This is a genomic window from Ralstonia sp. TCR112, from assembly GCF_007997035.1.
GTDB classification, from domain to species: Bacteria; Pseudomonadota; Gammaproteobacteria; order Burkholderiales; family Burkholderiaceae; genus Ralstonia; species Ralstonia edaphi.
In genome coordinates this window covers 18,686-41,168 of sequence record NZ_VOSS01000003.1, presented here as the reverse complement: position 1 = coordinate 41,168, position 22,483 = coordinate 18,686, and the positions used below count along the sequence as shown (strand labels likewise).

Genomic DNA, 22,483 nt, shown 5'->3' with positions numbered 1-22,483 from the left:
CTTATCCCAGCATGGCGGGCAGGCACACGCCCGCCGGCTGGTGGATCACCAAGTCCGCCGTTGCATCCAGGGCGCTCGGTTCCGGATTCACGACGATCACCTTGGCACCGTGGTCCTTCGCCAATCCCGGCAACCCGGCCGCCGGATAGACCATGCCGGACGTGCCCACCACCAGGCACACGTCACACGTGTTGGCCGCCTCTTCAGCGCGATAGTTCGCCACCAGCGGCAGTTGCTCGCCAAACCACACCACGCCGGGGCGCAGCATCGCGCCACACGTCGCACAACGCGGCGGCCTGCCCGGCTCGGCGGTGGCGATATCGCATTTGCCGCAGCCACCCAGCCACTTGTCCGCAAACAGGTTGCCGTGCAGCTCGATCACCCCTTCGCTGCCGGCGCGCTGGTGCAAGCCATCGACGTTTTGCGTGACGAGCGTCACTGTCTTGCGCTTGGCCAGCGCGGCAATCGCAAGATGAGCGGGGTTCGGCTGCGCCTGCAGCACGCGCTCGCGGCGCTCCTGATACCAATCCCACACCATGCGCGGGTGCTTGCGATACGCGGCCTCGGTGGCCATGTCTTCCGGGTTGAATCGCGACCACAGGCCAGTCAGCGCATCACGGAACGTCGGCACACCGGATTCAGCCGAGACGCCCGCGCCTGTCAGCACCATGATGTGCTGGGCGGCCTCGATCCAGGCGTGGGCCTGGGCCAATGCAGCCGCATCGGATACGGCTGTGGGTTCGATGCTCATTACTTCTTGGCAGGTGCCGCCGCGCGTTGGCGTACCGCTTCGAACAGGCAAACGCCGCTCGCCACCGACACATTCAGGCTTTCCACGCTGCCAGCCATCGGAATGCTGACCAGCGCGTCGCACGTCTCACGCGTGAGGCGGCGCATGCCCTCGCCTTCGGCGCCCATCACGATGGCGATGGGGCCCTTGAAGTCCGCTTGGTAGAGATTCTGTTCGGCCTCGTCAGCCGTGCCGATCACCCACACACCGCGCTCCTGCAACTCGCGCAGCGTGCGCGCCAGGTTGGTCACGGTGATGTAGGGAACCGTCTCGGCCGCACCGCTCGCGACCTTGGCGACCGTCGTGTTGATTCCAACGCTGCGATCCTTGGGCGCGATCACGGCGTGCGCGCCTGCGGCATCCGCCACGCGCAGACAAGCACCAAGGTTATGCGGATCGGTCACACCGTCGAGCACCAGCAGCAGCGGCGTGCCTTCGATGCCGTCGAGCAGCTCATCGAGAGTGAGCGCCAGCGACAGCGACTCTGCCTTGGCAACCACGCCCTGGTGGCGGTCGGTGCCGGCAATGCCGCGCAGACGGTCGGCGTCAGCAGGAATGAGGCGCACGCCCGCTGCTTCCGCCGCTTTCAGGAAATCCTGCATGCGGCGGTCGCGGCGGTTGGCCTCGAAGTAGATTTCGTCGATCGACTTGGCGCCGTGGCGCAGTCGGGCGGTAACGGCATGAAAGCCGATGAGGAGCTTGGATTTAGACATGGCGCGATTGTACCCGTCTGCCCTCGCTCCCCGGCCGCTTTAACGGCTTTAACGCCCCTTGGTCTTGCGCGCAGGCTTGCCCGCCGCCTTGCGCGGCGCAGCGGTCTTGGCGCCACCCTTGGGTTTCGTGCCTCGCGCCGCCTGCTTCTTGCGCGCAGGTTTGGCGTGAGGATGGCCCGGGGGCAGTGCGCGGCCGCCCGGCTCGAACACCGGCTGCTCTTCGATGACGCGATCCAGCGTCTCGTCGAACGACTCCTCCGGCTTGGCCGTACCGCCCAGCAATGCTGCCAGCTGGCGCGGCTTCTTGCGGCCAACCGCCGGCGCGGGCGCGCCGCTGCAGGCTGACGCGCGGCCGTGGCTTCGGGCGCGCCCGTCACCTTGGCCGGACGCAGCGCCTTGGTCGACGGCTCCTGGATCAGGCGGAAATCCATCTTCCGCGCATCCAGATCGACGCGCAGCAACTGCACACGCACGCGGTCGGTCAACCGATAACGGATGCCCGTGCGCTCGCCGCGCAGCTCGTTGCGGGCTTCGTCGTACTGGAAGTAATCGCTGCCCAGCTCGGTCACGTGCACAAGGCCTTCCACGTACAGCTCGTCGAGCTGCACGAAGATGCCAAACGAGGTGACGGCGCTGACGGTGCCCGAGAACTCGTTGCCGAGCTTATCGCGCATGAAGTAGCACTTGAGCCAGGCTTCCACGTCGCGCGAGGCTTCGTCGGCGCGGCGTTCGTTGGCGGAGCAATGCACCCCAAGCTCATGCCAGATCGCTTCGACCTTAGCCTTGTTGACGACTGCAGCCGGCACGCCCTTCTCGGCTTCGGCCTGCAGACGACGCGCCTTGGGCGATAGCGCACTGTTCAACTGCACGCCCGGCGCCAACGCCGGCACATAACGCGTGCGATTCAGGATCGCCTTGATGGAGCGATGCACCAGCAAGTCAGGGTAGCGGCGGATCGGGCTGGTGAAGTGCGCATACGCCGGATACGCCAGCCCAAAGTGGCCGATGTTGTCCGGGCTGTAGACCGCCTGCTGCATCGAGCGCAGCAGCATGGTCTGCAGCATCGGCGCGTCGGGGCGCGCGGCCACCTTTTCCATCAGTTCGGCGTAATCGGCCGCCTGCGGCTTGTCACCGCCGCCCAGCGTCAAGCCGCTGGTTTTGAGGAATGCGCGCAGCGCCTGCAGCTTTTCTTCGGTCGGGCCTGCATGAACGCGGTACAGCGCTGGGTGCTTGTATTTCTCGAGCATCTCGGCCGCGCAGACGTTCGCCGTCAGCATGCATTCTTCGATCAGCCGGTGCGCGTCGTTGCGGGTGCGCGGCAGGATCTGCTCGATCTTGCCCTGCGCGTTGCAGACGATGTACGTCTCGGTGGTATCGAAGTCGATCGCGCCACGCTCGCGGCGCGCCTTGAGCAGCGTCTGATACAGCTCGTACAGATCCTGCAGATGCGGCACCAGCGGCGCCCGCTTGGCCGCTTCCGGGCCCTTCACGTTCGACAGGATCGCCCAGACCTCGTTGTAGGTCAGGCGCGCCTTCGAGTGCATTACCGCCGGATAGAACTGATAAGCCTTGATCTCACCCTTGGCCGTGATCACCGCATCGCAGACCATGCACAGACGGTCCACTTCCGGGTTCAGGGAGCACAAACCGTTGGAGAGCTTCTCGGGCAGCATCGGAATCACGCGGCGCGGGAAGTAGACCGAAGTCGCACGATCAATGGCGTCTGCATCCAGCGGATGGCCGGGCCGCACGTAATGCGACACGTCGGCAATCGCCACGATCAGGCGCCAGCCCTTGGTGCGACCGATCTTGACGGGCTCTGCGTAGACGGCGTCGTCAAAATCGCGTGCATCTTCACCGTCGATGGTGACGAGCGGCACATCGCGCAGATCGATGCGGCCCGCCAGATCGGCATCGCGCACCACGTCGGGCAGCGCTTCTGCCTCGCGCTGCGTCGGCTCGGAAAACTCGTGCGGCACGCCGTACTTGCGCACCGCGATTTCAATCTCCATGCCAGGGTCGTCGATCTCACCCAGCACTTCGACCACGCGGCCGATCGGCTGCACGTAGCGGTCCGGATATTCCAGGATCTCCACGCTCACCACCTGGCCGACCTTGGCCTTGCCCTGCCCCTTCGGTGCGATCAGGATGTCGCGGCCCAGACGCTTGTCTTCGGGCGCCACGACCAGCGTGCCGCTCTCAGAAAGCAACCGGCCGATAACACGCTTGTTGGCCCGCTGCAGGATCTCGACGATCTGCCCCTCCGAACGCCCACGGCGATCGTAGCCGACGGCCCGCACCAGGGCGCGGTCGCCGTGCATGGCCTTTTGCATCTCCCGCTCGGGCAGGAAGATATCGGTCTCGCCGTCGTCGCGCACGAAGAAGCCGAAGCCATCGCGATGGCCAATGACGCGGCCTTCGATGAAATTGGGCTGGTGCGCCAATTCGTAGCGCCCTTTGCGGTTGAGTTCGATCTGACCATCCCGCTCCATGGCGGTCAGACGCTTGATAAAGCCGTCATGCTCCTTGCGCGTGACCGACAGCGCCTTGGCAATGTCGGTGGCAGACAGCGGAGATCCCGACGTGCGCAGCACACCGAGGATTTCCTCGCGGCTCGGGATCGGATAAGTCGGTTGATTCAATTTTTTCTTCTAGAGTGTTGACAGGATCGCTGGATCCCGTAATAATTACAGCTTCGGTACACGCACACCTGCCCAGGTGGCGGAATTGGTAGACGCACTAGTTTCAGGTACTAGCGGGTAACTCCGTGGAGGTTCGAGTCCTCTCCTGGGCACCAGAGTTTAGGAACGGCGCAACGCAAGTTGCGCGTTTTTCTTTTCCGCGACCGGATTATCGTTATTCAGTAGCTGACGCGACATTCCGCGAAGGACGACGGGCATTGTGTCTTGGCTATCGCGCCAGGGCCCGGCCAGGCTCACCGGCCTCACCTGCCCCAGCACTGGGTGGGCTCGAAGCCTAGTGCACCCACAAAGACGCACCACGCTTCGATCAACCGCGCAGCTCGCATTGGGCAGTTCCTGCAAAGCCAATCCGTACGCGGGTTTCGGGCCAATGTTGCAGCCCGTGACAGCAGGTTACCGAAGTGGCACGCACGACGCAAGCCGCACACGCCACTCCATTCACACCTCGACGCAATCGACCAACGCGTCAGGCCGCCGATGTTTCGCCGTTACCGGCCGAACGCGACTTCCCGCGCTTGATCCAGGCTGCCAGATTGTGGGGACGCAGCGTGTCGTACTCCTCGAACGGCTGATGGATCCACGGATTGGTCGCAAGAAACTGCACGGCATAATCCGGCTTGATCTTCGAGCATGCCTTGTGCCAAAGCACAGCGGTGCGCACGTCCGTCACGGCCGGATAGCGCTCTTTCAGGTGACGCCCGACACGCTCCAGCGTGACGCCCGAATCGACCAGATCGTCCACCAGCAACACGCGGCCCGACAGCTCGCCACGCGTCATCGTGATGTACTGCGCGATATCGAGATCGCCCTGCTGCGTGCCAGCGGCCTCGCGATAGCTACTGGTCGCCAGGATGGCCAACGGCAGGTCGTAGATGCGCGAAAGCTGATCGCCAACACGCAAGCCGCCACGCGCCAGGCACAGAATCTTGTCAAACTTCCAGCCCGACTCATGCACGATGAGCGCCAGGCGCTCAATCAGACCGTGGTAGTCGTCCCAGGAGACCCACAGGTGCGAGTCGTCGTTGATCGGCTGGTTCATGGTGTACCTCTTCGTATCGTAAATGCGACGTCAGTTGCCGCTATCGTGTTCTATGAAAACGGCGCTCCATGCAAATTCGCCCGGCTAAGCACCGGGCGAATCTGGGAGCAGCGCGTCAGTCCTTGTAGGGATGACGCAGCAGGATGGTCTCGTCGCGGTCAGGGCCGGTCGAGATCATGGCGATCGGAATACCGGCCACTTCTTCGACGCGCTTCAGGTAAGCCTGCGCGGTTTCGGGCAACGCGTCCCACTCCTTCAGGCCGAAGGTCGAGGTATTCCAGCCAGGGAATTCTTCGTAGATCGGCTGGCAACGCGCCACGGCATCGGAGCCGCGCGGCAGGATGTCGATTTGCTTGCCGTCGAGCGTGTAACCGACGCACAGCTTGAGCGTTTCCAAGCCATCCAGAACATCGAGTTTGGTCATGCACAGGCCCGACACGCCGTTGATCTGGATCGCGCGACGCAGCGCGGCGGCATCCAGCCAACCCGTGCGGCGCGGGCGGCCCGTGACCGACCCGAATTCCTTACCGACATTGGCCAGACGCACGCCGATGGGATCTTGGCGCGCGGGGTTGTCCGCATCATAGAGCTCGCTCGGGAACGGGCCGGAACCCACGCGCGTGCAATAGGCCTTGGTGATACCCAGGATGTAATGCAACTGACCCGGGCCGACGCCCGCACCGGCAGCGGCATTGCCAGCCACGCAGTTGCTCGACGTGACGAACGGATAGGTGCCGTGGTCGATATCGAGCAGCGTGCCTTGCGCGCCTTCGAACATCAGGTTCTTGCCTGCGGCGTTGGCGGCGAACAGCTCGGCGGACACGTCCGTCACCATCGGAGCGAGGCGGTCGGCGTAAGACAGCATCTCGTCCAGCGTTTGCTGGAAATCGAGCGCCGGGTGATTCAGGTACTGCGTCAGGACGAAGTTGTGGAAGTCCAGGTTCTCGCGCAGACGCTCGGCAAAGTAAGCCGGGTCGAACAGGTCCTGCACACGCAGCGCGCGGCGGGCCACCTTGTCTTCGTACGCCGGGCCGATACCGCGGCCTGTGGTTCCGATCTTGGCGGCGCCGCGCTTGGCTTCACGCGCCTTGTCGATGGCCACGTGGTAAGGCAGGATCAGGTTGGTCGCTTCGGAAATGCGCAGTCGGTTCTGCACCTGCACACCAGCCGACTCCAGCTCGTCGATTTCCTTGAACAGGGCTTCAGGCGACAGCACGACACCGTTGCCGATGTAGCACGCGACGCCGTCGCGCATGATGCCCGACGGAATCAGACGCAGAATCGTCTTCTTGCCGCCGATGATGAGGGTGTGGCCTGCGTTATGTCCGCCCTGGAAACGAACCACGCCTTGCGCATGATCGGTCAGCCAATCGACGATTTTCCCTTTACCTTCGTCACCCCATTGGGTGCCGATGACGACGACATTGCGTCCTTGGCTCACTGCTGGTGCGGACATGTTGAATTTGCAGATGGGTTAAAAACGTATTCTACCCTTGTTGCCAGGGGCTTCCCTGAAATTACCGGGTATTTACACAACGTTATGCAACAGCTTCAGATCGAAGCGTTGCGGGGCTTGACGATCCAGCGACCGCTCTCTTCCACGAGCTGGCGGTCGTAGGCAAACTCCTCCAGATCTTCCGGGTGGCCTGGCAGCGACTGGATGACGATTTCGCCCGCGGCGCGCAGCGCGGCGATCGCCTCGCGTAGCTTGGCATCGCCCGACCACGGCGCATGAATGGCGGCGGCACGTGCTTCCACTGGCGAAATGCCTGCAACCTCGCGTAGGTCCAGGGAAAAGCCGGTGGCCGGGCGAGCGCGGCCGAAAGCTTCACCAACCTTGTCATACCGGCCACCGCGCGCCACAGCATTCGGCACACCAGCGACATAGGCAGTGAACATCACTCCGCTGTGGTAGTGATAGCCGCGCAGATCCGCAAGGTCGATGTTGACGGTCGCACCACCTGCGCGCTCGGCCAGCGTTGCCAAGTCGTCCAGCGCACGCCCGATGGCGGGCAGCGCGGGCAACTGCTTACGCGCACGAGCGAGCACATCGACTCCGCCGTACAGCGCCGGCAGCAGATTGATGGCATCGCGCTGCGCCGGCGGCAGATCGGCCGTGATGGTGCGCAGAGCGGGGACATCCTTGGCAGCCAGCGCGGTAAAGAGATCGTCCTGAATGCGCGCGGCAACCGGCGACTGCTCCAGCAACGCGGCCACCACGCCAACGTGGCAAAGGTCCAGACGCACATCGGCCAGACCCGCGGCCGACAGCGCAGCAAGCATCAACTCCTGGATTTCCAGATCGGCTTCCAGGCCTGCGTGGCCATAGATTTCAGCGCCGATTTGCAGAGGCTCGCGCGTGACGTGAAATCCACTCGGACGCGTGTGCAACACCGAACCTGCATAGCACAGGCGCGTCACGCCAGCGCGGTTCAGCAGGTGGGCGTCGATGCGGGCAACTTGCGGCGTGATGTCGGCGCGCAAGCCGATGGTTCGACCAGAGAGTTGGTCGACAAGCTTGAAGGTCTTCAAGTCCAGATCATGACCCGTGCCCGAGAGCAGCGACTCGATGTATTCCAGCATCGGCGGCATGACCAGTTCGTAGCCGTAGGTGCGGAACAGGTCGAGCATGCGGCGACGCAACTCTTCTATCTTGCGCGCCTCGGAAGGCAGCACGTCAGCAATGGATTCAGGCAGCAGCCAATTGGTCGGCATGGCGGTCTCGCTCGGGAGTCTTGGTACGGCAGAAATTCGTAAAAACGCTGGGCGCTAGCGATGCAGCAATCGCAGGAGAATCAGCCCGATCGCCATCGACACTAGGCCAATCACGCGCAGCTTTTCGTCTGGCAGATCGCTCAGCGTCTGGAAGGCACGTCGCCAAGCCCGCGGCGCCACGAACGGCAGGATGCCCTCGAACACGAGCACCAGCGCGCACGCTGCCAGCAAAACGGTGGGGAGTGACTCTTCCATGGGATGCGGTTGGCGAACGAACAAAACCCCGGCAAGCCGGGGTCTGTCCGCCTCAAATGATCAGCGACGCATTGTACTAGCGATGGCGCCCCGTCTGGGCAGCCGGTGCTGCCGGGGAGCTGCCGCCGTTCGGGCTGCGCATGTATTTGAAGAAATCGCTATTCGGCTGCAGAACCATCACGTCCTTCCGATCGCGGAACGATGCGCGGTACGCCTCCATGGAGCGCCAGAACGCGGCGAACTGCGGGTCACGGCCAAACGCATCGGCGTAAATGTCAGCGGCGCGGGCATCACCCTCACCCTTGATTTTCTGCGCATCGCGGTAGGCGTCGGCCAGGACGACTTCGCGCTGACGATCGGCATCGGCGCGGATCTTTTCACCCTCTGCCGCCCCCGTCGAACGCAGCTCGTTGGCCACGCGCTTGCGCTCGGCTTCCATCCGGCGATAGACCGATTCCGTCACGCTGGCGAGCAGATCCACCCGCTTCAGACGGACGTCGATGATGTCCACGCCGACAGACTTGCCGTACTCCTGCACGCCCTTGAGGATGCTCTGCATCACGGCTTCACGATCTGTCGAGACCACGTCGGAAACCGTGCGGCGCGCAAATTCATCCCGGGCGATGGAGTTGATCTTCTGCGTCATGCTGTCCTGCGCGAGGCGGTTATCGCCTTTGAAGCTCACGTAGAACAGACGCGGATCCGACACGCGCCACTTCACGAACCAGTCGACCAGCAGGTTCTTCTTCTCCGCCGTGATGAAACGATCGGCGCCGGCGACATCAATGGTCTGCAGGCGCTTATCCATGAACACAACGTTCTGCAGCGGCGGCGGGAGCTTGAAGTGCAGCCCAGGCTCCTTGATGACCTGCTTGATTTCACCAAAGGCAAACACCACGGCGTACTGCCGCTGGTCCACCACGAACACCACCGACGAGAACACCGCCAGGGCAATGACCAGCGCCACGAAGGCAGAAATCAGACGATTCATAGTGCCCTCCTGTTAGCGCGAATCGCGGTCACGGTTGCGCAGTGCTTCGCGCGAGCGCGAATCTGCGTCATTGGCCGGTGACGGATTGGAGGGAGTCGGCACGCTCTGCGCAGAACCGCTGTCCTGCGCTGAGGCACCAGGCGCAGCGGCCGGACGCGACGTGTCGCCTTGCGTTTGCGCGATCAGCTTGTCCAGCGGCAAATACAACAGGCTGCCATTGCTCTGGTCGACCATGACCTTGGTCGAGTTGGCGTAAATGTCCTGCATGGTTTCCAGATAAATGCGGTCGCGCGTAACCTGCGGCGCCTTCGCATATTCGCGTTGCACCGAGGCAAAGCGAGCCGCATCACCTTCGGCACGTGCGATGACCCGCGCCTTGTAGCCTTGCGCCTCTTCACCCAGACGGGCGGCCGTACCCTTGGCGCGCGGCACCACGTCGTTGGCGTAAGCCTGGCCTTCGGAAATGGCACGTTCGCGATCCTGACCGGCCTTGGTCACGTCGTCGAACGCCGCCTGCACCTGCTCGGGCGGCTGCACACTCTGTACGTTCACGCTAAGGATTCGGATGCCGGTTTTGTATGCCGACAAGATGCGTTGAATCGACTCGGCAAGATTGCGCCCAACGGCATCGCGACCCTCGTACAGCACTGCATCCATCTTGTTGCGGCCGACGATCTCGCGCACCGAAGTCTCTGCCGCCTGCGTCACGAGTTCTTCATCGCCGCCGCGGTCCGTACGGTTGTAGAACAGGTAATCGACCGGGTTGGCAATGTTGTACTGAACCGAGAAACGCACGTCGACGATGTTCTCGTCCTGCGTCAGCATCGACGAGTCCTTCAGGTTCGTGTCCTTGATCTGCGTCGTACGGCCGATTTCAAGCGTGCGCACGCCTGACAGGTTCACGATTTCGTGCGACTCGATCGGGTACGGCAAGCGCCAGTTGATACCGGGCGTTGCCAGATACTTGAAGCGACCGAACTGCAGGATCACGCCTGTCTGGCCTTCCTGAACGATGAAGAAACCGCTCGCCAGCCACAGGCCAACCAGCACCGCCAGCAGGACGCCGACGCCCAGCCCCGAGCCACCACGCCCGTTACCCGGACGCAGCGGCGTGGGGCCGTCGTTACCGTTACCGCTGTCCTTGCGGCCGAACAGGTTGTTCAGACGGCGATTGAAGTCGCGCCACAGCTCGTCGAGGTCCGGAGGACCATCCTGAGGCGGCTTGCTTTGGCGCTTCGGCTCATCTTTGTCTTCGCGCTCGGCATTGTTGTCATCGCCGCGACCCCAGCGCGGATCGTTCAGCGAAAGCAGCACACGCAAGCGGTGCCACAAACCTCGCGCCGGACGCGGCGAGGCCATGGAAGAAGACTGGGTCGAAATCTCGGGCATGAGCGGTCGGGCTTGTCCTGATTGTCTGACTGCGAAGAAGGAACGGGCCATTCTATCAGCCCTCTTCGTCACCTTTGGCGGAAGAACCGCTGCCCGGCAAGCTTTGCGACAGTTCGTCACGGTGCTCCGGCGGCAAATCGCGGCGAGTGTCGAAGCGCGGATCGAAGTCGCCGCCATGCGACGCGGGGTGCTCACGCAGGCGAATCGCGGTCTCGACCAGCGCTTCGCGCAACAGATCAAGCCCGGAGCCTTCGATGGCTGAAACGAACACACGCCGTACGGCGCCGGTTTCGTCGCGCTCGATGCGCGGGCCAGCCACACGCAGCTCCTCCGCCGCGTCGATCTTGTTCATCACGAGAATCTGCGGGATGCCGCTGGCGTTGATTTCATCCAACACCCGATCGACCTGCTCCATCTGTTCATGCTTGACGGTGCTGGCGGCGTCCACCACATGCAGCAGCACGTCGGCGTGCACGGTTTCTTCCAACGTGGCCCGGAAGGCCGCCACCAGCTGCGTCGGCAAATCGCGGATGAAACCGACCGTATCCGACAGCACCACATTGCCCAGCCCTTCGAGGTACAGCCGGCGCGAGGTGGTGTCCAGCGTGGCGAACAGCTGGTTGGCAGCATACGCACGCGCCTTCGTCAGCGCATTGAACAGCGTCGATTTGCCGGCATTGGTATAGCCGACCAGCGAGACAGAAAAAGCGTCGTTGCGGCTGCGTGAACGGCGCTGCGTGTCATGCTGACGCTGCAGTTTGTCCAACTCGGACGACAGACGCTTGGCGCGCTCATCGAGCATCCGGCGATCCAGCTCGAGCTGACGTTCACCGGGGCCGCCGCGCAGGCCGACACCGCCCTTCTGACGCTCCAAGTGACTCCACGCCCGGACCAGACGGGCCGCCTGATAGCGCACGCGTGCGAGTTCCACCTGCACCTTGCCGACGTGGCTTTGCGCACGCTGGCTGAAGATGTCGAGGATGAGGCCGGTCCGGTCCACCACGTGGCGACCGAAAAAGCGCTCGAGGTTACGCTGCTGCGCCGGGCTCAGCGCGTGGTTGAAGATGACGATTTCCGCATCCTCCTCGTCTGCGGCGATCTTCACCTCTTCCGCCTTGCCGGCGCCGATGAACAGCGCGGCGTCGGGCCTGGAACGCTTGCCCGTGACGGCGCGCACCGGCTCAGAACCGGCCGTCGAGGCCAGCAGGGCCAGTTCGCTCAAACTTTCCTGAAAATCATGCTTGCCGAAATCGACGGCGACCAAAATGGCGCGCGTCGGCTCCGAGCTGGAGGTGGGATGGGATGCCAAACGGGGGAATAGAGAAGGGAGAAACGGGGTGGGTGCGTCCCGCCGCGCAGAGGGCGGCGGGAGCGAGGCAGAATCAGGCGTCAGGCGCTTCGTCCACGCGGAAATTCACGGCACGAGCCGGCACCACGGTGGAGATTGCATGCTTGTACACCATCTGCGTCACGGTATTACGCAGGAGCACAACGTATTGGTCGAACGACTCGATGTTGCCTTGCAGCTTGATACCGTTGACGAGGTAGATCGACACCGGCACATGCTCCTTACGCAGCGCATTCAGAAACGGGTCTTGTAGCAATTGCCCTTTGTTGCTCATGGCACACTCCAGATTTATAGGTTTAGTGGTGGGTTATGGGGCTAGGAAGCCCGGGTTCAAGCAGGCGACGGAAAAAAAGTTCGTCAAAAGAGTCGGCCAGACGCGTCCAAATGACGCCAATGGCGCCTGGGGTTTGCAGACACCAAGCGCCATGTCTCGAGAATTTAGCCTTAGAAATCAGGGAAAGCAAACGGAAAACCGATGACCCCGCCATGTGAAATGGCTCGGCCTTTTTGGTGATCCCCCGTTCGAATGCCCCAGCATCACACGCCCCCGCCGCAGAGCACCGCCCGCGCGATGCTCATTCGTTCGATTGGGCGTACGGGTTTTTGTTCGTACGAAATTCGATCCGCAGCGGCGTGCCCTTCAGCTGGAAGGCCTCGCGGAAGCGCCCTTCCAGGTAGCGGCGGTAGGTCTCGGGGATATTCGACAGCGCATTGCCGTGAATCACCACGATCGGCGGGTTGGAACCGCCCTGGTGCGCGTAGCGCAGCTTCGGGCGCGAGACGCCTGCGCGTCGCGGCTGCTGATACTCAACCGCTTCCATCAGCACGCGCGTGAGCTTGGGCGTCGGCAGCTTGACCATGGCGGCAGCATAGGCGGCGTCCACGGACTTCATCAGCGCGCCAATGCCAGTGCGCTCCTTGGCCGAGATGTAATGCACATTGGCGAACGACAGGAACTGCAGCTTGCGCTCCATATCGTGCTTGATGCGATCGCGAGCATGCCCCGTCAGGCCATCCCACTTGTTCACGCCGATCACGAGCGCACGGCCGGATTCGACGATGAAGCCGGCGATATGCGCGTCCTGGTCGGAAATGTCCTGCTGCGCGTCGAGAATCAGCACAACCACGTTGGCGTCCGCAATCGACTGCAGCGTCTTCACGACGGAGAACTTCTCGATGGCCTCGAACACCTTGCCACGCTTGCGCAAGCCTGCCGTATCGATCAGCGTGTAAGGCTTGCCGTTACGCTCGAAATCCACGTAGATGGCATCGCGCGTGGTGCCCGGCATATCGAATGCGATCACGCGCTCTTCGCCGATCAGCGCGTTCACCAGCGTCGACTTGCCCACGTTCGGACGGCCGACGATGGCGATGCGAGTGCCGTGATCGTGCGCGTCGGCTGCCTCGGCAAGCTCGGGGCGCTCGGCAAATGCCAGGTCAAGGGCTTCGGCCACAAGGTCGTTGACCCCGTCGCCGTGGGCGGCCGAGATGGCAGCCGGATCACCCAGGCCAAGTTCGTAGAAATCGCTGGCGACGGCGGTGTAGCGCATGCCCTCCGCCTTGTTGACGGCAAGGAGGATGCGGCGTCCGGTCTTGCGCAGGTAGTCGGCGATCACGCGATCCTGCGGCGCCAGCCCCAGCCGGCCGTCGACGATGAAGATGACGACGTCGGCTTCGACCACGGCCTGGCGCGTCTGCTTGGCCATCTCGGCAACGATGCCTTCCTTGGCGACGGGTTCGAAGCCTCCGGTATCGATGGCGATGAACGGACGGTCGCCGACGCGGCCTTCACCGTAGTGGCGATCGCGCGTCAGGCCAGGGATGTCCGCGACCAAGGCGTCACGCGAGCGCGTCAGGCGATTGAAGAGGGTCGATTTGCCGACATTCGGCCGCCCTACGAGGGCAATGACTGGTTTCATGCTTGTGTGCCGGACGCGAATGGCGCCACGGCAAATTCCGGTTGCTGCAACTGCGGTTGGCATCTGTACGGCCGAATGCCTGATAACACAGATGCAAGACGCCCGCGGAGTACGCGGGCGCAAGTCAAGGCGGCGATGCCGCCCCGATGTGATGCGTGTGCCGCCGCAGCCCCTTCGGGCCAAGGCGGCCAGTGTTACTTTGGCAGATAGCCGTAGACGCCACCGCCGCGGGTCTGAACAACCAGCGTCTGGCCGACCACCACCGGGGCTGCGCCAATGGCGCTGCTGTCGGTTTTTACGCGGGCGACGAACTTGCCGTCGTCACGCGACAGGAAATGCAGCCAACCTTCGGAATCGCCGACGATGACCGCGCGGCCGAAGGCCAGCGGCGTGCCGAGGTCGCGCCACAGCAGCGCGTCGTTCTTCCACAGGTCGGCGCCATTCTGTGCATTAAAGCCGTAGACGATCGACTTCTCGTCGGCGGCGAACAGCCCGTCCTCATCTTGCGTCACACCGGTCGGCGACGAGAAATCGCGGCCCCAACGCGGTGCACCGGTGCTGATATCAAAACACGCCACGCGACCCTGGAAGCTGGCCGCACAGACTTGAGAGCCGTTGATCGACGGTGCGCCGGTCACATCGTTCAGACGCTCAATCTCCGATACGCCACGCGGATACGACACGGCCGCCTCCCAGCGCAGTGCGCCATTGCTGGCCGACAACGCACCCAGTTTGCCACCGGCAAAACCAAGGATGATGTTATCGCCGGCAAAAATCATCGGCAGACTGCTGCGCAGGTTCAGCGCCGACGGAGAACGCTGATAGATCCACTTGCGTTCGCCGTTGGCGGGGTCCAGACCCAGGACGCGGCCATCCGTCGTGCGGACGATCACCAGCCCCTGACCGACCAGCGGCGCCGTCAGGACTTCACCGTTGACGGCAACCTTCCATTTCTGCGCGCCCTTTTCGTCGAAGGCCACGACTGCGCCCTTCTCACCTGCCACCGCCGTCAGCGTGCCATCGCTGCCCGGGCCGGACGTCAGGTCCACATCCGCCTTGCCTTGCCAGACGGTGCGGCCAGTAGCGCCATCCAGGGCGGTCACAGTACCGCCGGCGGCCGACACGTAAACGTTGTTGCCTGCCACCGTCGGCTGCATCACGTAGCGGCCGCTCTTGCCGACGCTCACGCTCCACACCTGGCGCACGGCCAACACTTGCTGAACGTCCTTCAGCTTGGCCGGCTCATGCTTGTTCTTGCTGCTGAACAGCGAGCAACCGCCAAGGACAGCCGTCGCTGCCAGTGCCAGCACTGCCACGCGTGCCGCCTTGGCAACACCGCGCGCGACACCACCCTGCTCAAGTGCGTGAATCATGAAATCGGGATCCTTTTGTTATGCGTTGAATTGCACAGGGTGCACCAATCAGGCGCCGCCCAGGGCATCCAGCTTGAACTGCACGATCTGGCGCGCCGAAGCGTCAGCCGGACCGAACTTCTCCAACGCCAGCTTGTAGGCAGCGCGGGCGTCTTCGTTCTTGTTCTGCGCGGCCAGCAGATCGCCGCGACGATCGGCGTACAAGCCGGCGAAGGCCGGAGCAACGTCGCCGGAGACTAGCGCGATGCCCTGATCGTAGGCTTTCTCGTCGAGCAGAAGTCCAGCTAGGCGCAGCTTGGCGAGCGCCTTGTATTCATCGTCGCGCGCATGGTCGACCGCCCATTGCAGCTGCGCCTTGGCGCCCGCCGCATCGTTGGCTTCGTACAGCGCCTTGGCCGTGGCCAAAGCAGTCATCTGCGCATAAGCCGTGCCGCCGAACTTGTCTTCCATGTCAGTGGCGGCACGCTTGATCTTTTCAGCGTCCTTGCCATCAACCGCCTTCTGTACCTGCTCGTACAGCACGGACGCTTCGCCCGCTTGCTTGCGCTGCCAGTTCTTCCAGCCAAACCAACCGGCCACGGCCAGCAGCACCACGATGGCAATCCACGTGATCACGTTGCCGTTATCACGCCACCAGTGCTTGAGGCTCTCTATCTGTTCCTGTTCTTCGAGGTCGTAGGCCATGCTTTGCAGAGCTTGAATATTGGAAGTGAATCGCGGTGGTTCGCTGGTGAACGCGCTGCCGCGGTCAGTCGTTGTTAGCCACCATGGCGTCGATCAGGCGGTCGACCAGTTGGTCCGACGGCACCGTCTGCTGGGCATCCGCGGTCGGATCACCACGCAGCGGCTTGATCTGAGCAACACCTTGGGTGACTTCATCGTCGCCAATGATAACCGCATAGGATGCGCCACTTGCGTCAGCACGCTTGAACTGCGACTTGAAACTACCGTTGCGGCCTTCCGGCGAGGCGTGAAGGATGACGTCGAGGCCGGCGTCGCGGAGCCGCTCGGCGGCGACCAATGCCTGCACCTGCGCCTCATCGCCCTGGTGGACGATGTAGACGTCGCAACCTTGCGCTTCGGGCTCGAGCTTTTCCTCGCGCAGCAGTTCGATGATGCGCTCCACGCCCATCGCCCAGCCGCACGCCGGGGCCGGCTTGCCGCCGATCTGCTCGATCAGCGGGTCGTAACGACCGCCGCCCGCCACGGTGCCTTGGGCGCCCAGCTTGTCGGTCGTCCACTCAAAGACGGTGAGGTTGTAGTAATCCAGGCCGCGCACCAGGCGCGGGTTGATCGTGAACGGAATATTGTTCGCCTTGAGCAGCTTCTGCACACCCTCAAAGTGCGCGCGCGATTCGTCGCCCAGGTAGTCGATGAGCTTCGGCGCGCCGGCGGCCATGTCCTGCAGCGCCGGGTTCTTGGTGTCGAGCACACGCAGCGGGTTGGTGTACAAGCGGCGCTTGCCGTCCTCATCCAGAATGTCCTGGAAACCTTCCAGATATTTGATGAGATCGGCACGGTGCGCAGCGCGCTCTTCCGCCTGACCGAGCGAGTTCAACTCCAGCTTCAGGCCGACAAGGCCGAGGTCATCCCACAGTCGCTGGCACATCAGGATGACTTCGGCGTCGATGTCAGGACCGGCAAAGCCGAGCGCTTCCACGCCGACCTGATGGAACTGGCGATAGCGACCACGCTGCGGACGCTCGTGGCGGAACATCGGGCCGGTGTACCACAGGCGCTTCGGGCCGTCGTACAGCAGGTTGTGCTCGATCACGGCGCGCACGGCGGCAGCGGTGCCCTCCGGGCGCATGGTGAGTTGTTCGCCGTTCAACGCATCGGTGAAGGTGTACATCTCCTTCTCGACGATGTCCGTCACCTCGCCGATGCCACGCACAAACAATTGCGTCTGCTCAACGATCGGCGTGCGGATCTGCTGGTAGCCATAGGCGCGCAGCATGCTGCGCACGGCGTTGTCAAAGTGCTCCCACAGCGGGGCGTCGCTGGGCAACAAGTCGTTCATGCCTTTGACGCCGGCGATCTTCTGCACGCGTTGTTTTTGTGTATCGCTCATGATGTCACGTTAAAAACCGGCCTCTCGCATTTGGCTCCATGCGGGGCCGGCCGGTCGTTTCCTGCTTCGACTTCGAGTCCCGAAGCCTGATGCCGTTTTTAGACTGTCGCCGAGGCCTGTGCGCCGTAATGCGTCCGCACGTATTCGTCGACGATCGTCTGGAATTCTTCTGTAATGCGTTCGCCGCGCAGCGTTTTAACCTTCACGCCGTCAACAAATACCGGCGCCGCTGGCGACTCACCCGTGCCCGGGAGCGAGATGCCAATGTTGGCGTGCTTGCTCTCCCCGGGGCCGTTGACGATGCAGCCCATCACGGCCACATTCATCTCTTCAACGCCGGGGTACTGCGTCTTCCACTTCGGCATCTGCTCACGCAAGTACGACTGGATGCGCGCGGCGAGTTCCTGAAACACCGTGCTCGTCGTGCGTCCGCAACCAGGGCACGCAATGACCATCGGCGTGAAATTGCGCAGACCCATGGTCTGCAGAATCTCCTGCGCAACGATGACTTCCTTCTCGCGCGGCGCGCCCGGCTCGGGCGTCAGCGAAATGCGGATCGTGTCGCCGATACCTTCTTGCAGCAACACCGACAGCGCTGCCGTGGAAGCGACGATGCCCTTGCTTCCCATGCCGGCCTCCGTCAGGCCCAGATGCAGCGCATAGTTGCAGCGACGCGCCAGTTCGCGATACACAGCAATCAGGTCCTGCACCGCCGAGACCTTGCACGACAAAATGATCTGGCTGCCCGGCAAGCCCAATTCTTCAGCCTTCTGCGCGGACTGGATCGCGGAGGTAATGAGCGCCTCCACCATCACGGCGCGAGCGTCCCACGGCGTTGCGCGTTGCGCATTCTCGTCCATGATGCGCGCCAGCAAATCCTGATCGAGACTGCCCCAGTTCACACCGATACGCACCGGCTTGTCGTAGCGGCAGGCGATTTCGATCATCTGCGCGAACTGCGTGTCCCGCTTGGCGCCCTGCCCGACGTTGCCGGGGTTGATCCGGTACTTGGACAGCGCCTGCGCGCACTCCGGATAGTCCTGCAGCAGCTTGTGGCCGTTGTAATGAAAATCGCCGACCAGCGGTACATCCACGCCCATTCGGTCGAGCTGCTCGCGGATGGCCGGCACCGCTGCGGCGGCGGCGGGCGTATCCACTGTGATACGCACCAACTCCGAGCCCGCCCGCGCCAATTCCTTCACCTGGATTGCGGTGCCGATGGCGTCCGACGTGTCGGTATTCGTCATCGACTGCACACAGACTGGCGCGTCGCCGCCAACGTGCACGACACGGTCACCCCAGCGGATTTCCGCGGCGCGCGAGTTCCGGCGCGGCAGCGGACCCACCAAGGCTGGAGCGCAATCGAGAGGCGTGGAGATTTCCATGATCAGACAAGGCGCGCCGCCTACAGGCGCGCGCCACTTACAAAACGGTTCAGGGCAACGTAGCCCGTGCCACGCGGTTGCGGGCGTACTTCTGAAGGTCGACAGGTGCGCCACCGACGGCCAGCGATGCAACGGCTTCCGCATTACCGAAGACAACCTTGAAAGGAGGTGTGCCGTTCAGATCGCGCGCGTCGCCTTCCTTGGAGATGCCGCTGGCGAGCGTCTTGCCGGTCTTGTCCTTGATTTCGTACCAGGACGAACCGGAGAAACGCACCGATACCGTGCCCGCGCCCGATTCAGCCGGCTTAGCGACTTCTGTCGACGCAGAGGCGACAGGAGCATCGACATTGAGGACAGCCGGCTTCGCACTGGCAGCCGCTACAGCGGGCGCCGGAGAAGCACCGTTGTCCGAACGCGGCAGCGTAGGCGGCGGCGCCAACGGCGCGGTCACCACGCCCGAGGTCGGAGCGGCCGGCGTGACAGGCGTCAACGGTGTTGGCATCGAAGCGGCCGACGTTTCCGCCGGAGCCTGCTCTGGTACAGGAGACGCTTGCGTGGGCGCGGTTTGCTCCGCAGTCGGCGCCTCCTTCGCAGTGGATTCGGCGTTCTGCGTGGCTGCGGTTTGTGTGGCGAACCATTGCTTCAGACGGTCCATACCGGCCAGCGCGCCGGCCGCCACAATGACAGCAACCAGCACGCCAATCAGCCAGCGGCCATTGCCGCCGCGACGCTTTGCAAAGCTGGGCTTGTCGGAGAACGATTCACCCAGCCCGCCCTCCGGACGCAAGCCGATGTTGGTCACCGGCGCACGCGCGTTCAGGCGCGCAAGCTGGTCATCGACATCGACCTGCAGCGCCCGCGCATAGGCGCGGATGAGGCCCTTCGTGAACGTCATGTCAGGCAACGCGCTGACATCCGCCGATTCCACCGCCAATAATTTGCCCGGCGCCACCTTCAGGCGCGTCGCCAGATCGTCAACCGTCAGACGCTGACGCTCACGGCCGGCACGCAGGCGTTCGGAAATCTCGCGCAGCGCATCGTCGCGCTCCGGCGACGATGCGGCTGACGAATTCGAGGCAGGCGCTGTGCCGTGAGAGAAATCGGCAGCGCTTGCCACGTCGCGGTCAGTCATCCCAGGCTCCTCGTTCGAATGCTGCCTCTTCGGGCGCATTGGGGAAGCGGCGCTGCAATTGCGCGCTCCATGCGTTCTGCTGTGAAGTGTCGCCGAGGCGGCGTGCGATGCGAGCGCCTAGCCACAGGCTTTCGGCCGTCGGGTTGCCCCGGCCGTTCACACGTTCGATAAACGGCATGGCACGCGAATATTCGCGGCGTTTGTAATACAGCTGCGCCAATGTCAGGTTGGTCAGCGGATTGTTTGCGTCGATGTAGGTGGCACGCGTCAGACTCTTCTCCGCGCCATCCAGATCGCCCTGACGCATCTGGCAGACACCCAGATTCGTCCATGGCTTGGCTGGGCTGCCGGCGGCCGGGGCCTCGATGGCCTGGCGCAGCATCGCCATACCCTCATCCGGCTTGCCACCTTGCGAGCAGAGGAACCAGCCGTAATTGTTCAGCAGGTCACCATCTTGCGGTGTCGCGGCCAGAGCGCTGCGGAAACTCTCGTCAGCCTGCTCACGTTGGCCGAGGTTCATGTAAGCCAGCGCGCGGATGTGATACGCATTCGGCACGTTTGGATCGATTGCGATGGCGTTCTTGATTTCCTCAAGCGCTGTCGCATTCTGGCCGGCTTCCAAGTATTGCGTCGCGAGCTGTAATCGGATTGCAGCCCGACGACCGGCGTCAGCCTTTTGATCGGGGGCGGTCGTGACTTCTCGTGTCTGTGTCTGGACCGGCGGCGACAATGCGCACCCGGCGGCTGCCAGCGTGAAGACCAGACTGACAGCAGTCGACCAACGCTTCATGCGGTACCCATGCGGTGAGTGGAGTCGGCCCCGACCACGGGGATCTCGACGATCTTGCCAAACTTGCCGCGCTCGGCAAGGCGTGTGCGGTCCTTGACCTCGCCGGCGAGCTGCCCGCAAGCCGCATCGATGTCGTCGCCTCGCGTTTTGCGGATGGTGGTAACAATGCCAGCATCCAGCAGCACTTGCGAGAAGCGGCGGATCTGCTCATTGTTCGAGCGCTTCAACCCCGACTCCGGGAACGGGTTGAACGGGATCAGATTGAACTTGCACGGCACGTCGGCCACGACGCGCAGCAGTTCACGGGCATGCTCGACGGTATCGTTGACACCATCCAGCATGCAGTATTCAAAGGTGATGAAATCGCGCGGCGCGAACTCCAGATAGCGGCGGCAGGCAGCCATCAATTCGGCCAGCGGGTACTTCTTGTTGAGCGGCACGAGCACGTCGCGCAGCGCATCGTTGGACGCGTGCAGCGATACAGCGAGCGCCACGGGCACGTCGCGCGCGAGGCGGTCCATCATCGGCACCACGCCTGAGGTGGATACCGTTACGCGACGGCGCGAAAGGCCATACGCGTTGTCGTCCAGCATCAGCGACAGAGCGGGCACCACGGCGTCGTAATTCAGGAGCGGCTCGCCCATACCCATCATCACCACGTTGGTGATGACGCGGTCGTCCTTCGGCCCGCGACCGAGCTGCTTGCGCATGGCGAATTCGGCCATCCACAGTTGGCCAATGATCTCGCCGGTGCTCAAATTGCGCGAGAACCCTTGCTTGCCGGTCGAGCAGAACCGGCAGTTGACGGCACATCCCGCCTGAGACGACACACACAACGTGCCGCGCGTCTCTTCGGGGATGTAGACCGTCTCGACGGCATTCCCCTGCCCCACGTCGACCAGCCACTTGCGCGTGCCGTCCGACGAAAGGTGGTCGGTAATGACCGCCGGTGCCTGGATGTTTGCGCGGGTCGCAAGCTTTTCGCGCAGCGACTTGGCGAGATCGGTCATCTCGCCAAAATCGGATGCCCCCGACTGGTGAATCCAGCGCTGCAACTGCTTGGCGCGAAACGACTTCTCACCCAGGCTCTCGCAATACGCGAGAAGGCCCTGTGCGTCGAAATCGAGGAGATTCACCACATCGCTCATGACTTGCAACCCGAAACCACAATCCCAGTCTAGTGTTGACGCTTAGCGGCTGTAAATGTTCAGGCCCGGGAAGAAGAATGCGACTTCCACGGCAGCCGTTTCAGCAGCGTCCGAGCCGTGCACGGCGTTGGCGTCGATGCTGTCAGCGAAGTCGGCGCGGATCGTGCCCTTCTCTGCCTTCTTCGGGTCGGTTGCACCCATCAGATCACGGTTCTTGGCGATTGCGTTTTCGCCTTCCAGCGCCTGGACCATCACCGGGCCCGAGATCATGAAGTCCACCAGATCCTTGAAGAACGGGCGCTCCTTGTGCACGGCGTAGAACTGCTCGGCTTCTGCGCGCGACAGGTGGATCATCTTGGCTGCGACGATCTTCAGGCCTGCACCTTCGAAGCGGGCGTAGATCTGGCCGATGACATTCTTGGCCACGGCATCCGGTTTGATAATCGACAAAGTGCGTTCGAGCGCCATCAAAAACTCCAAAAAATGAAGGTGTTACGTGAAAGATAAACGTTAGATTCTAACACGGGAGGGCACTGGATTGGATGTCAACCGGTGCAACCGGATGTCGCGTACGCTGGCAGCGCTGGGAGGCGACATAGTCACTTACCACGGAGCGGTCCGTCGGCCTGACGAACACGCCTTAGCATCCCCTTATTGAGAGCACGAAAAGTCACCCAGGAAGGGTATTTTCCATCGCGATCGCCCACCTGCGGCCGGAACCGC

20 protein-coding genes and 1 tRNA gene are annotated in these 22,483 nt (G+C 63.1%); 1 reads left to right on the top strand and 20 read right to left on the bottom strand.

The features are described 5' to 3' along the window. Position 1: 1 nt before the first annotated feature. From FUT88_RS01360 to rnr, 3 genes are read right to left on the bottom strand one after another with little or no spacing between them, the layout of a single operon-like run. Positions 2-751: an SIR2 family NAD-dependent protein deacylase gene (locus tag FUT88_RS01360; RefSeq protein WP_147213495.1), complete on the bottom strand. Its 750-nt coding sequence runs from the start codon at positions 749-751 to the stop codon at positions 2-4. Then, positions 751-1,434: a 23S rRNA (guanosine(2251)-2'-O)-methyltransferase RlmB gene (gene rlmB, locus FUT88_RS01355; RefSeq protein WP_261796867.1), complete on the bottom strand. Its 684-nt coding sequence runs from the start codon at positions 1,432-1,434 to the stop codon at positions 751-753. The genes FUT88_RS01360 and rlmB overlap by 1 nt, the downstream gene beginning before the upstream one ends. Next, on the bottom strand, positions 1,377-4,145 hold the full coding sequence (gene rnr / locus FUT88_RS01350) for a ribonuclease R (protein ID WP_261796844.1): 2,769 nt from the start codon (positions 4,143-4,145) through the stop codon (positions 1,377-1,379). Before rnr ends, rlmB begins: the two co-directional genes overlap by 58 nt. A gap of 70 nt (positions 4,146-4,215) precedes the next feature. Between rnr and FUT88_RS01345 the strand changes: the two genes are divergently transcribed. Next, a tRNA-Leu gene (locus FUT88_RS01345) sits at positions 4,216-4,300 on the top strand. 371 nt (positions 4,301-4,671) lie between these two features. On the opposite strand, the gene FUT88_RS01340 is transcribed toward FUT88_RS01345, so the two are convergent. The 17 genes from FUT88_RS01340 to ndk form a co-directional block, all read right to left on the bottom strand. Continuing rightward, positions 4,672-5,244 (bottom strand): phosphoribosyltransferase, encoded by a 573-nt coding sequence (locus FUT88_RS01340; protein WP_147213493.1) that lies wholly within the window; start codon positions 5,242-5,244, stop codon positions 4,672-4,674. A gap of 115 nt (positions 5,245-5,359) precedes the next feature. Beyond that, the gene (locus FUT88_RS01335) at positions 5,360-6,700 is read right to left on the bottom strand and encodes an adenylosuccinate synthase (protein WP_147213492.1); all 1,341 of its coding nucleotides are present in this window, start codon (positions 6,698-6,700) and stop codon (positions 5,360-5,362) included. Between the two features lie 95 nt (positions 6,701-6,795). Further along, positions 6,796-7,959, bottom strand: a complete 1,164-nt coding sequence (locus tag FUT88_RS01330; RefSeq protein WP_147213491.1) for an ATP phosphoribosyltransferase regulatory subunit — start codon at positions 7,957-7,959, stop codon at positions 6,796-6,798. Between the two features lie 54 nt (positions 7,960-8,013). Further along, complete coding sequence (locus FUT88_RS01325; protein WP_147213490.1) at positions 8,014-8,214, bottom strand: DUF2065 domain-containing protein; 201 nt, start codon at positions 8,212-8,214, stop codon at positions 8,014-8,016. 76 nt (positions 8,215-8,290) lie between these two features. Beyond that, a complete protein-coding gene (hflC, locus tag FUT88_RS01320) occupies positions 8,291-9,205 on the bottom strand; it encodes a protease modulator HflC (RefSeq protein ID WP_147213489.1) in 915 nt (304 codons plus the stop codon). 12 nt (positions 9,206-9,217) lie between these two features. Beyond that, on the bottom strand, positions 9,218-10,594 hold the full coding sequence (gene hflK / locus FUT88_RS01315; RefSeq protein ID WP_147213488.1) for an FtsH protease activity modulator HflK: 1,377 nt from the start codon (positions 10,592-10,594) through the stop codon (positions 9,218-9,220). 55 nt (positions 10,595-10,649) lie between these two features. After that, a complete protein-coding gene (hflX, locus tag FUT88_RS01310) occupies positions 10,650-11,903 on the bottom strand; it encodes a GTPase HflX (RefSeq protein WP_147213487.1) in 1,254 nt (417 codons plus the stop codon). Positions 11,904-11,976: 73 nt separating this feature from the next. Continuing rightward, positions 11,977-12,216: an RNA chaperone Hfq gene (gene hfq, locus FUT88_RS01305; RefSeq protein WP_004626316.1), complete on the bottom strand. Its 240-nt coding sequence runs from the start codon at positions 12,214-12,216 to the stop codon at positions 11,977-11,979. 301 nt (positions 12,217-12,517) lie between these two features. After that, on the bottom strand, positions 12,518-13,861 hold the full coding sequence (der, locus tag FUT88_RS01300; RefSeq protein ID WP_027677626.1) for a ribosome biogenesis GTPase Der: 1,344 nt from the start codon (positions 13,859-13,861) through the stop codon (positions 12,518-12,520). 194 nt (positions 13,862-14,055) lie between these two features. Continuing rightward, a complete protein-coding gene (gene bamB / locus FUT88_RS01295) occupies positions 14,056-15,234 on the bottom strand; it encodes an outer membrane protein assembly factor BamB (protein ID WP_147213486.1) in 1,179 nt (392 codons plus the stop codon). Positions 15,235-15,282: 48 nt separating this feature from the next. Further along, the gene (locus FUT88_RS01290) at positions 15,283-15,918 is read right to left on the bottom strand and encodes a YfgM family protein (protein ID WP_147213485.1); all 636 of its coding nucleotides are present in this window, start codon (positions 15,916-15,918) and stop codon (positions 15,283-15,285) included. A 64-nt stretch (positions 15,919-15,982) separates the two neighbouring features. Continuing rightward, positions 15,983-17,305: a histidine--tRNA ligase gene (hisS, locus tag FUT88_RS01285; RefSeq protein ID WP_147213484.1), complete on the bottom strand. Its 1,323-nt coding sequence runs from the start codon at positions 17,303-17,305 to the stop codon at positions 15,983-15,985. A gap of 98 nt (positions 17,306-17,403) precedes the next feature. Further along, positions 17,404-18,690, bottom strand: coding sequence for a flavodoxin-dependent (E)-4-hydroxy-3-methylbut-2-enyl-diphosphate synthase (ispG, locus tag FUT88_RS01280; protein ID WP_147213483.1), 1,287 nt, complete (start codon positions 18,688-18,690; stop codon positions 17,404-17,406). A 49-nt stretch (positions 18,691-18,739) separates the two neighbouring features. After that, on the bottom strand, positions 18,740-19,822 hold the full coding sequence (locus FUT88_RS01275; protein ID WP_147213482.1) for a helix-turn-helix domain-containing protein: 1,083 nt from the start codon (positions 19,820-19,822) through the stop codon (positions 18,740-18,742). After that, entirely contained in the window at positions 19,815-20,612 is a 798-nt protein-coding gene (gene pilW / locus FUT88_RS01270; RefSeq protein ID WP_147213481.1) for a type IV pilus biogenesis/stability protein PilW, read from the bottom strand. The genes FUT88_RS01275 and pilW overlap by 8 nt, the downstream gene beginning before the upstream one ends. Continuing rightward, positions 20,609-21,760 carry a 23S rRNA (adenine(2503)-C(2))-methyltransferase RlmN gene (gene rlmN / locus FUT88_RS01265; protein ID WP_102067006.1) on the bottom strand — a complete coding sequence of 384 codons (1,152 nt, stop codon included), beginning with the start codon at positions 21,758-21,760 and terminating at the stop codon, positions 20,609-20,611. The genes pilW and rlmN overlap by 4 nt, the downstream gene beginning before the upstream one ends. Before the next feature lie 42 nt (positions 21,761-21,802). Continuing rightward, on the bottom strand, positions 21,803-22,228 hold the full coding sequence (ndk, locus tag FUT88_RS01260) for a nucleoside-diphosphate kinase (RefSeq protein ID WP_004626298.1): 426 nt from the start codon (positions 22,226-22,228) through the stop codon (positions 21,803-21,805). Positions 22,229-22,483: the final 255 nt, after the last annotated feature.

Coding starts and splice junctions, on each gene's coding strand:
- hflC (WP_147213489.1), bottom strand. CDS start 9,205: ATGAATCGTCTGATTTCTGCCTTCGTGGCGCTGGTCATTGCCCTGGCG.
- der (WP_027677626.1), bottom strand. CDS start 13,861: ATGAAACCAGTCATTGCCCTCGTAGGGCGGCCGAATGTCGGCAAATCG.
- hflK (WP_147213488.1), bottom strand. CDS start 10,594: ATGCCCGAGATTTCGACCCAGTCTTCTTCCATGGCCTCGCCGCGTCCG.
- FUT88_RS01290 (WP_147213485.1), bottom strand. CDS start 15,918: ATGGCCTACGACCTCGAAGAACAGGAACAGATAGAGAGCCTCAAGCAC.
- FUT88_RS01275 (WP_147213482.1), bottom strand. CDS start 19,822: ATGACTGACCGCGACGTGGCAAGCGCTGCCGATTTCTCTCACGGCACA.
- FUT88_RS01360 (WP_147213495.1), bottom strand. CDS start 751: ATGAGCATCGAACCCACAGCCGTATCCGATGCGGCTGCATTGGCCCAG.
- rlmN (WP_102067006.1), bottom strand. CDS start 21,760: ATGAGCGATGTGGTGAATCTCCTCGATTTCGACGCACAGGGCCTTCTC.
- FUT88_RS01330 (WP_147213491.1), bottom strand. CDS start 7,959: ATGCCGACCAATTGGCTGCTGCCTGAATCCATTGCTGACGTGCTGCCT.
- FUT88_RS01340 (WP_147213493.1), bottom strand. CDS start 5,244: ATGAACCAGCCGATCAACGACGACTCGCACCTGTGGGTCTCCTGGGAC.
- hfq (WP_004626316.1), bottom strand. CDS start 12,216: ATGAGCAACAAAGGGCAATTGCTACAAGACCCGTTTCTGAATGCGCTG.
- ndk (WP_004626298.1), bottom strand. CDS start 22,228: ATGGCGCTCGAACGCACTTTGTCGATTATCAAACCGGATGCCGTGGCC.
- FUT88_RS01335 (WP_147213492.1), bottom strand. CDS start 6,700: ATGTCCGCACCAGCAGTGAGCCAAGGACGCAATGTCGTCGTCATCGGC.
- hisS (WP_147213484.1), bottom strand. CDS start 17,305: ATGAGCGATACACAAAAACAACGCGTGCAGAAGATCGCCGGCGTCAAA.
- FUT88_RS01325 (WP_147213490.1), bottom strand. CDS start 8,214: ATGGAAGAGTCACTCCCCACCGTTTTGCTGGCAGCGTGCGCGCTGGTG.
- pilW (WP_147213481.1), bottom strand. CDS start 20,612: ATGAAGCGTTGGTCGACTGCTGTCAGTCTGGTCTTCACGCTGGCAGCC.
- bamB (WP_147213486.1), bottom strand. CDS start 15,234: ATGATTCACGCACTTGAGCAGGGTGGTGTCGCGCGCGGTGTTGCCAAG.
- ispG (WP_147213483.1), bottom strand. CDS start 18,690: ATGGAAATCTCCACGCCTCTCGATTGCGCTCCAGCCTTGGTGGGTCCG.